Here is a 12,058-nt window from a genome sequence, read left to right on the forward strand (position 1 = left end):
CTTAGCCCTCCGCCTTCAGGACGCCGCGCTGGATCTGGTCTTCCTCGATGGACTCGAAGAGCGCCTTGAAGTTGCCCTCGCCGAAACCGTCGTCGCCCTTGCGCTGGATGAACTCGAAGAAGATCGGCCCGATCACCGTCTTGGAGAAGATCTGCAGCAGGATGCGGGTCATGCCGCCCTTCACCACGCCTTCGCCGTCGATCAGGATGCCGTGTTTCTTCATGCGGTCGAGCGGCTCCTCGTGGCCCTGAACGCGGTCGTAGCTCTTGTCGTAGTAGATCTCGGGCGGCGGCGGCATGAACTCGATACCGTTCGCACCGATCTGGTCGGTCGAGGCGTAGATGTCCTCAGACGCGACGGCGATGTGCTGGATGCCCTCGCCCTTGTATTCCTTGAGGTATTCCTCGATCTGGCTCTGGTCATCAGAGCTTTCGTTGATCGGGATGCGGATCTTGCCGCAAGGCGAGGTCAGCGCGCGGCTGGTCAGCCCGGTGATCTTGCCCTTGATGTCGAAGAACTTGATCTCGCGGAAATTGAATGCCGTGGCATAGAATCTGTACCACGTATCCATGTTGCCCTGCATCACGTTGTGGGTCAGGTGGTCGATGTAGTAAAAGCCGGCGCCCTCGGGTTTCGGGTCGCGCTCGCCGATCCATTCGTAGTCGGCGTCATATGGGTTCTTGCCGTTATCGTAATCCTCGATGAAGTAGAGCAGCGAGCCGCCGATGCCGACAACCGCGGGCACGTCGATGGATTTGCCGTCGCCGGTGTATTCCTCGGCGCCATAGTCGAGTGCGCATTTCAGGGCGTGCTGCGCATCGACAACGCGCCAGGCCATTGCGGGCGCGCAGGGGCCGTGATCCTTCACGAATTGCGCCGCGTGGCCGTCGGGGTCTCGGTTGACAATGTAATTCACGTTGTCCTGGCGGTAGACCGAGATGTCCTTGGTCTTGTGACGGGCAACCTCGACATAGCCCATCTTGGTGAACAGGTCTTCCAGAACGCCCGGCTCGGGGTGCGCGAACTCGACGAATTCGAACCCGTCGGTGCCGGCAATATTCAACTCGTCGATCTTGGCTTTCGGTGCTTCGTGCGGAAACGGTCCCATAAGACTCTCCTGCTGTCTGCTGCGTGGATTCCGTGCCCCCCACGCGTTTCAAGCATTCCCCGGCCCGCGGGGTGCCGGGCTCATCGATTCCCCAGCGCAATACTTTTATGATCATTTATTGATGCATGATCAACATTATTATTGACTACGACCACTTCGTCTGAAAAAAACCCGGTCCTGTCGAACCCGGAGGATGCGCGATGACGCCACTGCTTCAGAGAACACTACGCCGCCTGTCGCCCGTCCGCCCGTGGTTCGAGGACGTCTCGCGTGACAGCCTTCGTGACGATGCGCTTGCAGGCCTCACCAACGCCGCGATCGTCCTGCCTCAAGGCGTTGCCTTTGCAATCATCGCCGGGCTGCCGCCGGAATACGGGTTGTTCACCGCCATCGTTGTCTGTGCCGTCGCGGCACTGTGGGGGGCGTCCATGGTCATGGTGTCCGGCCCCACCACGGCGATCTCGGCCGTCGTGTTTGCAACCCTGTCGCAATTCGCCCTGGCCGGCACGGAACAGTTCGTGGCGCTGGCGCTCGTCATGACGCTGATGGTCGGGTTTCTGCAACTGATGGCCAGGCCTGGCCGGTCTCGGAGGGCTGATCGCCTTCGTATCGCACTCGGTCATCATCGGATTTACCGCGGCGGCGGCATTGCTCATCGCAACCTCACAATTGCCCGGCGCGCTCGGGATCGTCACCGAAGGCGGCGGGGGCGCGTTTGAAAGGCTGGAACGGGTTGTCGCTCAGATCGGCGCGGCAAACAGCGCCGCGTTTCTGGTGTCGCTCGTCACGCTGGCAACGATACTTGCGGTGGTACGGATCGATAAACGCATTCCGGCTTATATCTTCGCGCTGGCGACTGGAAGCGTCACGGCCTGGATGTTGGGCGGCGAGGCCGCGGGGCTGCACTTGTTCGAACCTCTCGCCAGCGTCGTTCCGGCGGTCACCGTGCCCGACCTGTCGCCATCGGTCATGGGGCAATTGTTTCCCGGCGCGGTCGCTGTGGCCTTTGTCGGCCTTCTCGAAGCCATTTCGATCGGCAAGTCCTTCGCCCTGCGCCGGGGCGAACGCTACGATTCCAACCAGGAGATCATCGGGCAAGGGCTTTCCAACATGGCGGGGTCCTTTCTGCAATCCTATGCCGGCTCGGGGTCCTTCACCCGGTCCGGACTGAACGCCGAAAGCGGCGCACGGACACCGATGGCCGCCCTTTTCGCCGCGGGAATCCTGTTGGCGGGGCTGTTTCTGGTGGCACCGCTGGTGCGATTTGTGCCGGTGCCCGCCATGGCGACCATCATCCTTTATGTGGCCTGGAAACTGGTGAACATCGCTGAAATCCGCCACATCGTGACCTCCAGCCGAAGCGAGACGCTGATCCTGCTGGCAACATTTCTGACCGGCGTCCTGTCAGAGCTGGACTTCGCCATCCTCGTCGGCGTGCTCGCCTCGCTGGCGGTCTTCATCAACAAGAGCGCCCACCCGTCGATCGGTGTCGGGGCGCCCATGGAAAAGGACGGTCGCAGGGTGTTCCGGAACGCCTATGCCAACGATCTGAAGGAGTGCCCCCAGATCGCCAATCTCAGGATCGAGGGGCCCCTGTTTTTTGGCTCGGTCGAGCATGTCGACGAAAAGTTTCGCGAAATCGAAGATCATTTCGGCCGGAAACGCGGCACTGTCCTGAACCTCAAGGGCGTGGGCAAGATCGACCTGACCGGAGCGGATTTTATCGTCAACGAATGCCGCGCTGCCCGCAAACGCGGGCAAGATTATCACCTCATCGCATCGCACAAATCCTCCCGCGATGCCCTGCGCCGGTTGCACGTCATCGACGTCGTCGGCGAAGACCACGTGCATTTCACCAAGTCCGATGCGATCCGGTATGCGGTCGACAAGGCCGATGACGACATCTGCCGCACCTGCGCGGCGCGCATCTTCCACGAATGCTCCGGAAAGCCGGGACCGGACATTGCTTGAACCGAAAACCAAATTCGGTGATCGCCAGCGTGGCGGCTCACCGTGGGCATGTCGCGGGATCGTGCCGCCCGAGGTTCCGAATTGCGCCGCCTTAGCCTCGCAGTCCAAGGGGCTTTTCCAGCAAGGGACCGAGTGCCGTCGGCGCGGATTTTTTAACGACAATCGCGAAGACTGACCGTACGGGTTGTCCGTAAGATGCGGAACGCGTCTATCGATGTGATCCCTGGTTCGGAAGGCGTGTCAGAATCGGGCAGACTGTAGCGCGATTGAATTCTGATGACTGGAACACGCGGCACAGCCACTGTGCTTTTGTCCGTCCTCCCCCCGCCATCGGCGCTATGGTACTTCTGAACTGGAAACAGGTCGCGGCCCGCATGGGTGCCCTGGAGCTTTATTATTGTTGATGTGATCGACGTTCTGATGCTCGGGTTGGCGTTCCTGTTTTGGCACGAATTACAGAGCGTGTTCGCAACTGCCGCTCCATGTGCCTCAAATCTTTTGGAACGGGGCACGGCACGGTCTGATTTCCAATGCCCTCTTACCTGTCCGCCGCATGGTAAAGAATTCCAAAACCCGCCTGATTTTAAGCCCATCTCAGATCCATTCGGAACGACAACTGATATTGAATGTCAGTTTTCGGACAAAGTGCGAGCGACCAGAGCGCCCGCAGCGAACTTCCGCTTTCCCGAAGGATTGACCAAAGCTTCGCAATTGCAGCACGCGTCGGGTCTGGCTTGAATCGAATGGCAGAAAACCTGTGTTGCCTTCGACGGTCTTGCGGCGAATCCAGAAGGCCTGATGGCGGTGGATCAAAGCGTCTCGACCGCGATGCGCCACATTCTGTAGCGGCCCTGCCGTGTCACCTCGCGGGTCAGGCCCTGCTCTTCCATCCAGGTCAGGTTCCGTTGAACGGCCGCGCGACTTGCGCCAGCCAGGACCTCCGCCATCGGGGCTGACACCAAAGGCCATTCCGTCAATACCGAGCGGAGAGCGGCAGGCGTGCGGCCGGAGAGCCGGACCATCGCGTCTTCTGCCCGAGTTCCCCATGCTTCGATGTCGTTGAGATGGCGCATCGCCGTCAGAACGGCGCTGTTCATCCCGTCCAGCCAGCCGACAAGACGGTCAGTTGGCAAGCCGGTGGCGCGCAGCCCCCCTGCCCCACCCATGGCCAACGGTGCGAAGACCGCACCACTTCCCTCGCTGGCCGCGATCCTTGCTGCGGTGACGGCGGCTTCCATCTGGTCGCCGTGCTGTCCGAGGCCGGCCAGGCTCCAGAGATGAAAGCCCATGCAAGCCCGCGTGATTGGGTGGAGCTCGGCTGCTGCGGCCATTACGTCCAGCCATCCGCTCGCGCGATCTTCGAAACGCTCAGCGCTGCCTTCAATGATCTCGGGATCGCGGCGATCCAGGAAGGCGGCCAAGTCAGCCTTCGGTCCGGGACCGCCTGTCAGACGCCGAACAGCCCATCCAACTCTTGCCAGGGCATTTGGGTCATCCTGTGCACCTGACAGCCGCATCGATACCCAAAGGGCCAGACGATCAGCACTGACCCGATCCCCTGCGAACCAGCTGAGGTCTGCCGCCTCGATCAGTGCGAGGCGGTGCCGCCAGCCTTCAGGACCGCGCAGCAGGCGGTCATCCAGAGCACCCAGGCGTCCAGCCACTCTTGCCAGTCGCGCAGCGTGAACGCCTTCTGCCTTTGCCCAGTCTTCGATGACGGCAGTGTCCGGCGGTTCTGCCCGTGGCCCGGGAGGCAAATCATCTGGTTCTTCTTCGAGTGGTCCCGGCAGAAACCAGAGATCCTCTTCGTGAGCCTCTTCATCCTCCTCGATGTTGATGAGGGGGTCATTGAAATCATCATTTAAAGCGGATGCTTGGGCCTTCATATGTGCAAAATACTATTCTTTTGCACATTACCCAAGTGATTTTGTGGCGGTTGCTTTTGCTCTTTATATAGTATGCGCGCACGACTGCTGGTGGAACCTCTCAGATCGCGCTCAGCGCAAGGAAACCAAGGGTTTTCGGGCGAGCACGACGAGAAAGCACTTACTTGCATTCGTTTACAAACGGTCGTTTATTGACGATAGATAGAACTGCAAACGGCCTGTTTTGATGCCTTTGATCGGCTACGCGCGCGTCTCGACCGAAGATCAGACCCCCCTGCCTCAGTCGCAGGCCCTGAAATCTGCGGGCTGCGTCGAGATCCATGAGGAGCAGGCCTCGGGCGGCAACCGCGCGCGACCCGTGCTGGCCCGCGTACTCGAGCGGATTAGCAAGGGCGACACGCTGGTTGTGGTGCGTATCGACCGCTTGGCGCGGTCGCTCTCGCATCTTCTTGAGGTGATCGAGCGGCTGGAGGCCAAGGGCGCCTTCTTCCGCTCGCTGACTGATCCAATCGACACGTCCTCCCCGCAGGGCAAGTTCACCCTCCAGGTCCTCGGCGCCGCGGCCGAGTTCGAGCGGGCCCTGATACGCGAACGCACCAAGGCCGGCCTGGCCAGCGCAAAAACCAAAGGCCGGGTTGGCGGCAATCCTGGCCTGCGCGCCCGGGATCCGGCGGCGCTGCGCAAGGTGCGGCTGGCCCGGCAGGACGGCTATATGGAACGCCTAAACGAGACGGCGCAGGACTGGGTGCCCCATGTCCGCCGCCTGCGGCCCGACTTAGCCTGGGAAGATGTGGTGCGCATCGTCAACGGCCCCCTGCCCCACGAACGTCAATGGACGCAAAGCCGGCTTTTGCGCGCGGTCAACGCCTATGTCCGGGACGGCTTCCTGCCGCCCACGGTACTGGACCGCGCCGGGCGCCGCGAAACCGACGACCGCCTGCCCGCGATCGTTGCGGCCATCAAGGGCGCGGATCCCGACATCACGCTTCAGGCGATCTGCACCCGACTGGAAGCGATGCGCGAACGCACGCCCCGCGGGCGGACAAGCTGGCAGCCGTCTTCGGTAAGAATGCTGCTGGAGCGGGCCGAAAGGCTGGGCTTGCTCGACTGAGATCCCCAAAGAATCGCTCATCCGATTCTGCCGACTGATTTCTCTACGCACTCACAATACATCTTGTGGTCACTGCGTAGCTGGCAACGAGGTGTTGAAGTAGAGTGAGAGCGCAGTCGCCCAAGACGCTGATTTTTAACAGTTTACCGTCGACAGAAATCGGTGCCTTCAACGCGCCCAGGCCGCTCAACGGTTTGGTCTGGATTTATCCACAATATCTGTTAAGCTTTGCAAAACAATAAAGACTTGAGGGCAGTGATGAACGGGATACGGGCCTCCCAGAGATTTGAAGTCATGTCCAAGCGGCTTGGTAGTCGGTTGCGTGAACATGCGCAGGAAACCTTCCCACCGGACGCTCAGAAGGGCCTCCGCCGCTTCGCCATGAGGGAAGCGGCTGAACTGCTTCGCATTAATCAGAATACCTTTCGCCATCATGTGTCAAACCTCGAAGGCTTTCCCGAAGGTGTCCTGGAGGGCGGCAACCGCCGTAGCTTCTCTGCAGAAGAGATGGTCGAGGCACAGCGCGTACTTCTCGAGACTGGAAGGATCAAGCCCGAAGAACACCCGCACAGAAGACCGGGGGAGGCTTGTCAGGTCTTGACGATCTTCAACCTGAAGGGTGGTTCGGCCAAGACGTCATCTGTTGCCCATGTAGGGCAACTAATGGGTCTGCGCGGCTACCGGGTGTTACTGATCGACCTCGACAGCCAGGCAAGTCTGACAAACCTGTTCGGGGTTACTCCCGAGCTGGATCCGGATATGCCGACCTCATACGATCTTATCCGATCCGACGATCCACTGCCCGCAGCAGAGATCATTCGCAAAACGAACTTCCCGACCGTGGATCTGATCCCGGCGTCCATGGACATCATGGAGTACGAGTTCGAGGTCGCCCTGAGCTTCAGACACGGCGCCACCACGTTCCATAGCCGCATCCGAGAAGCGCTTGAGCCAGTCCTAAACCGATATGATGTGGTGATATTCGACACCCCACCGCAGCTGAACTTCTCGGTGATCTCTGCCCTCTTTGCTTCCACTGGGGTCCTGATCCCGCTCAACGCGTCCATGCTCGATGTCATGTCTCTGTCGAGCTTCCTGGGCATGGCGAGCAACCTGATGGGCGTCGTCGAAGCGCATGCACCTGAACACGGCCTGAACTTCGTGCGGGTGCTGATCACCCGCTACGAGAACACCGACGGTCCACAGGTCCAGATATCATCTCTGCTTCGGACTGTCCTTGGCGATGCGGTCCTGCCGGCCGAGTTCTTGAAGTCGACAGCGGTAGGTGATGCCGCCAACACGCAGCAGAGCATTTTTGAGGTCGAACCTCGCGACGTGAACCGTAGAACCTACGAGCGTGCGATCGAGTCCGTTTCACGCGTTACCGACGAAGTCGAGCGCGAAATCCTCAAGGCATGGGGGCGTAGCCATGGCGCGTAAGGTCTTCGGAGATTCTCTCAAGAACGCGATGGGCAATGCTGCAACGCCGGACGAAGATGCGGATCTCGATCTGAAGCGCACAAGCCCAACTGTCGCTCGAGCGCAAGCATCCGTGCTGGAAGAAGACAAACACGCCACGCGCCTGATCGACCCGAGCACCGTGCGGATGTCCGCGGTCATGGATCGTATCGATCCGAGCGATGGCCTCGAGGAACTTGTCTCCTCGATCCGGGAACATGGGCAAAAGGTTCCCATTCTCGTCCGCCGAACCCAAGATGGCGCACTTGAGATCGTCTATGGGCGCCGTCGTCTTCTCGCCTGTCGTGAGCTTGGTCAGAAGGTGCGTGCGACGGTCATGGAGATGACCGAAGAGGAAGCTCTGATCGCACAAGGCGTGGAGAACAATGCCCGCCAAGACCCCTCGTTTATCGAAAGGGCCTTGTTCGTCGCCGGGATCATTCGAGAACTTGGGAAAACCGACGAGACGCGCAAGAACGCTCAAACGATCGCGTATCGGGCACTTCAGATCGATAAATCGCTCGTCTCGCGAATGAACCGTATTGCGACCGGCATCCCGATGGAACTGATCCAGGCTATCGGACCCGCACACGGCGTGGGTCGACGGGTTTGGGAAAAGCTCTTCAGGCTGTGCGAGAAGGACGTTGCGAGAGCCAAAGAAGCTGCCCACGAAATCCCCCACACCTTGCCAGGCCCAGACCGACTTGACGCAGCAATTACGCTGCTCACGTCCACCAAGGCACCTACACCCAAGGTTGAGCAAGGTGAGCGCGTGAAGATCGGCCGCAAAGGCAACCGCATCACTATCGATGTGGACGCTGATCTTGCCCCGCGCGTTGAGGAAGCCGTCCGAAAGCTGATCAGCGAGCTTCTTGACCGCGGTCAAGACGGCCCAGAGTGACGACCCCGTGTCTTGACCGCGGTCAAGACATCAAGAGCAACGAGCAGAAAACGAAAGGAGGACCGGCTAGAAAAAGAAAGACCCCCCGAAAGCGGTGCTTCCGAAGGGCCTCAATCAGTCTCGACACCTGATTGATACCCCCAAAACGAATTCATTTCAACACCGCTCGCGGTGAACGGTGAAGCTTTTTCTTCCGAAACACCATGAGACATGCACCTGAAACAACAACCGCCCTGGCGGAACGAACATCTTTGCCCTGCCCTAATCCCTATCAGTTTCTGGGTCCGGTTCGCATTCTGAGGAGGGAGCTAGGTCTCACAACCAATGACCTCGCCGTTCTGACCGCGCTCATTAGCTTCCTGCCCCGCAAAGAACGTGAGATTCAGGACAGCCAGCGACTTACGCTCACTGTCGTGTTCCCATCGAACGCTTCTCTATCAGAGCGCGCCAATGGACTCGATGAGAGAACACTTCGACGCAGCTTGGGACGCCTCTCAGCTGCGGGACTGATCGAACGCAAGAACTCAGCAAATGGCAAACGCTTTCCGCTGCGGTATGGAGGCGTTATCAGAGATGCCTTCGGTATCGACCTGGAACCCTTGATCCAGAGGTACGGCTCGCTCGAAACACAAGCCTTGCAGCTCACCGAAGAACGCGAACGCTTGCGCTCGCTGAAGGCTGAGGCGTTGGCCCTACGTGCTTCGCTACTCCAACAGACACGCTTCGATGAAACAAAGCTCTCTACCCTCAACATGATCAGAAATGTCCTGCGCCGAGCGACATTAACCGTTGATACAGTTCTGAGCGTTATCTCGGAACTGAGAGCCCTTGGAGCCAATACCGACGCAAACTACGGTGAACAGCATGCGACGGCAAAAGCTGGTATCGAAGAAAATTTCGAAGCTGTCGAACACCGGCCTCATACACCTGATTCCAACGATCTGCCCGCCACAAACGGACAAAGTGTCCGGCACATAGAGTCTATAAAAAAAGATATTAAAGAGATTGCTCCCTCTACGGTCAATCGCGGCGAACAAACCAAATCCACCATGAACCGAGACCCAGCACGTATGGCGTGGGAAGATTTCACCCATGTTGCAGGATTTTTCCCAGAGCCACCGCGCACAGGAGAAGCCCTTACCCGCATTCTATACGACCTCGGTCGATTGCTTAGAATAAGCCAAGAAGAACTGCGACGTGGCATCCAGAAAGCTGGCGCAGGAAAACTGCTTCTCGTCTTCGACTACCTGATAGCAAGAGCCGACACCATCAAACACCCTGACGCCTATTTCGAAAGGATCGTACGCACACACCTTGCTCCGACATGAACTTCTTGACCGCGGTCAAGAACCACCGTGAGAGGGAAAGGAGTGTTGGTTTGAGGGTGACGGGAAATGAGATCGGGAGAGTGGCTTCCGACGCCCGTCGTGGAGAAAATCTGATGACGAAAGCTGTCCAGAAAATCACCCTGTCCCCGTCCCGGGATATCCCTTTCGATAAGCTGATGCTGAGCCAATCCAACGTGCGGCGCATCAAGGCTGGCGTGTCCGTCGAGGAACTTGCTGAAGACATCGCCCGCCGCGGCCTTTTGCAGAGCCTGAGCGTGCGGCCTGTGGTGGCTGACGATGGGACCGAGACCGGCAAGTTCGAGATCCCGGCCGGTGGCCGCCGGTTCCAAGCGCTTTCACTGCTGGTGAAGCAGAAGCGTTTGGCGAAAACGACGCCCATTCCCTGCATCGTGCGGGTTGCGGGATCCGACATCCTCGCCGAGGACGATTCCTTGGCCGAGAACATGCAGCGCGTCGCCTTGCACCCACTCGACCAGTTCCGCGCGTTTGTGTCCCTGCGTGACAAGGGTCAGAGCGATGCAGAGATTGCTGCCGCCTTCTTCGTGACGCCGCAGATCGTGAAGCAGCGCCTCAAACTTGCCTCCGTCGCCCCTGCCCTGCTTGAGGTCTACGCCGAGGATGGCATGACACTGGAGCAGCTCATGGCCTTCACCGTGAACCCCGATCACGCGCGTCAGGTTCAGGTCTGGGATGCGATCAATTCATCCTGGAACAAGGAACCATTCCAGATCCGGCGCATGCTGACCGAGACCTCGGTCCGGGCGTCCGACCGACGCGCGATCTTTGTGGGTGTTGAGGCCTATGAAGCGGCGGGCGGCACGATGCTGCATGACCTCTTTCAGGGCGATGACGGTGGCTGGTTTGAGGACCCTGCCCTGCTCGATCGGCTGGTGTCGGAGAAACTCCAGGTCGAGGCTGAGACGGTTGCGGTTGAGGGCTGGAAGTGGATCGAGGTCGCGCTTGACCTGCCCTACGGCTACAGCCACGGGCTGCGGTCCCTGTCCGGTGATCCGGCTCCGATGACAGATGACGAAGGCGCGGCCCATGCCAAGCTGCTCGCCGAGTATCGAGCGCTGGAAGAGGAATACGAGGGGCAGGATGAATTTCCTGAAGAGATCGATGCACGTCTTGGTGTGTTGGAGGTCGCCATGGAAAAACTCGAGGCCAGGCCATTGATCTTCGACGCGGAAGAGATCGGGCGGGCAGGGGCGTTCGTCACGCTCGACTGCTACGGCGCGCTGGCAGTCTATCGCGGCTATGTGCGTCCAGAGGATGAGCCCGTTGAGGAGACCGCGGTCCAGGACGGTGGAGATCCTGCGGTGGCGGGGCAGGGGGATGATCGTGATCTCGCCGATGGCCATGCCAGTGCCGCCCATATCGGAACCATCATCATGTCGGGAGGCCAGCCGATTGGCGGTGACCTGCCGGAGGATGACGGAGCGCTGAAGCCACTGCCCGAGCGCTTGGTCATGGAGTTGACGGCCCACCGGACGCTGGCGCTGCGTGAAGCGATCGGGCGCTCGCCCGACGTGGCGTTGACGCTCCTGCTCCTGAAGCTGGTGACGGACACCTTCCGCACCTCCTCTGCTTCGGGCAGCTGTCTCGAAGCCTCCGTGCGTCACGTCTACATGTCGGCGCAGGCGCCTGATCTGAAGGACAGCGTGGTCGCCAAGCTGGTCGACGAACGTCATGCAGAATGGGAGGCCGATCTGCCGCTTGGCGACGATGCAGCGCTCTGGGACTATCTGACAGTTCTCGACCAGGGCAGTCGGTTGGCCCTGCTGGCGCATTGCCTCAGCTTCGGCGTCAACGCGCTGCATGAAAAGGTGAACCCCTACGGGGCAGGCATCTCTGCTGGCGGTCTGACCCGGCGGATGGCGCATTCCGATCTCGTGGCGCGTGCGACAGATCTCGACATGGTCGAGGCGGGCTGGGAGCCGACGATCGACACCTATCTCAACCGCGTGCCCAAGGCCCGCATCCTCGAGGCCGTGCGTGAGGCGAAAGGGGAGGGGACTGCCCAGCTTCTCGATCACCTGAAGAAGGGCGAGATGGCCAGTGAAGCCGAGCGCTTGCTGAAGGGCAGCGGCTGGTTGCCCGAGGTCCTGCGCCGGAACGATCTCGTGGCGCTGGACGGTGAGGACTGTGCCGAAGGGCAGGGGGCGGATGCCGAAGCGGCTGACAGCGTCAGTGAAGCTGACCTTCCTGCGTTCCTGGCGGATGACCTGCCTGCTGAAGGCGCGTCGATGCTGGCCGCGGAATAATGTGATCCAG

9 protein-coding genes are annotated in these 12,058 nt (G+C 60.0%); 7 read left to right on the forward strand and 2 right to left on the reverse strand.

Translation table 11 applies throughout. From position 1 onward, the window contains the following. Position 1: 1 nt before the first annotated feature. Positions 2 to 1,108, reverse strand: a complete 1,107-nt coding sequence (hppD, locus tag AC0L4F_RS21445) for a 4-hydroxyphenylpyruvate dioxygenase (RefSeq protein WP_244691407.1) — start codon at positions 1,106 to 1,108, stop codon at positions 2 to 4. Between the two features lie 200 nt (positions 1,109 to 1,308). Between hppD and AC0L4F_RS21450 the strand changes: the two genes are divergently transcribed. Together AC0L4F_RS21450 and AC0L4F_RS21455 are read left to right on the forward strand one after the other, a co-directional pair. Beyond that, a complete protein-coding gene (locus AC0L4F_RS21450) occupies positions 1,309 to 1,827 on the forward strand; it encodes a SulP family inorganic anion transporter (RefSeq protein ID WP_280520718.1) in 519 nt (172 codons plus the stop codon). Continuing rightward, the gene (locus AC0L4F_RS21455) at positions 1,733 to 3,079 is read left to right on the forward strand and encodes a SulP family inorganic anion transporter (protein WP_348524146.1); all 1,347 of its coding nucleotides are present in this window, start codon (positions 1,733 to 1,735) and stop codon (positions 3,077 to 3,079) included. The genes AC0L4F_RS21450 and AC0L4F_RS21455 overlap by 95 nt, the downstream gene beginning before the upstream one ends. Before the next feature lie 809 nt (positions 3,080 to 3,888). Here the strand turns inward: AC0L4F_RS21455 and AC0L4F_RS21460 are convergent. Continuing rightward, positions 3,889 to 4,965: a hypothetical protein gene (locus AC0L4F_RS21460; RefSeq protein ID WP_244691408.1), complete on the reverse strand. Its 1,077-nt coding sequence runs from the start codon at positions 4,963 to 4,965 to the stop codon at positions 3,889 to 3,891. Positions 4,966 to 5,191: 226 nt separating this feature from the next. Between AC0L4F_RS21460 and AC0L4F_RS21465 the strand changes: the two genes are divergently transcribed. From AC0L4F_RS21465 to AC0L4F_RS21485, 5 genes are all read left to right on the forward strand, one after another. Then, positions 5,192 to 6,076, forward strand: a complete 885-nt coding sequence (locus tag AC0L4F_RS21465; protein WP_244691409.1) for a recombinase family protein — start codon at positions 5,192 to 5,194, stop codon at positions 6,074 to 6,076. Between the two features lie 294 nt (positions 6,077 to 6,370). Then, the gene (gene repA / locus AC0L4F_RS21470; RefSeq protein ID WP_244691410.1) at positions 6,371 to 7,516 is read left to right on the forward strand and encodes a plasmid partitioning protein RepA; all 1,146 of its coding nucleotides are present in this window, start codon (positions 6,371 to 6,373) and stop codon (positions 7,514 to 7,516) included. Further along, positions 7,506 to 8,435, forward strand: coding sequence for a ParB/RepB/Spo0J family partition protein (locus AC0L4F_RS21475; RefSeq protein WP_244691411.1), 930 nt, complete (start codon positions 7,506 to 7,508; stop codon positions 8,433 to 8,435). Before repA ends, AC0L4F_RS21475 begins: the two co-directional genes overlap by 11 nt. A gap of 203 nt (positions 8,436 to 8,638) precedes the next feature. Beyond that, complete coding sequence (locus AC0L4F_RS21480) at positions 8,639 to 9,763, forward strand: helix-turn-helix domain-containing protein (protein WP_244691412.1); 1,125 nt, start codon at positions 8,639 to 8,641, stop codon at positions 9,761 to 9,763. A gap of 113 nt (positions 9,764 to 9,876) precedes the next feature. Next, positions 9,877 to 12,048: a ParB/RepB/Spo0J family partition protein gene (locus AC0L4F_RS21485; protein ID WP_244691413.1), complete on the forward strand. Its 2,172-nt coding sequence runs from the start codon at positions 9,877 to 9,879 to the stop codon at positions 12,046 to 12,048. The last annotated feature ends 10 nt before the right edge of the window (positions 12,049 to 12,058 follow it).

This window comes from Marinovum sp. J2-8 (genome assembly GCF_055808435.1).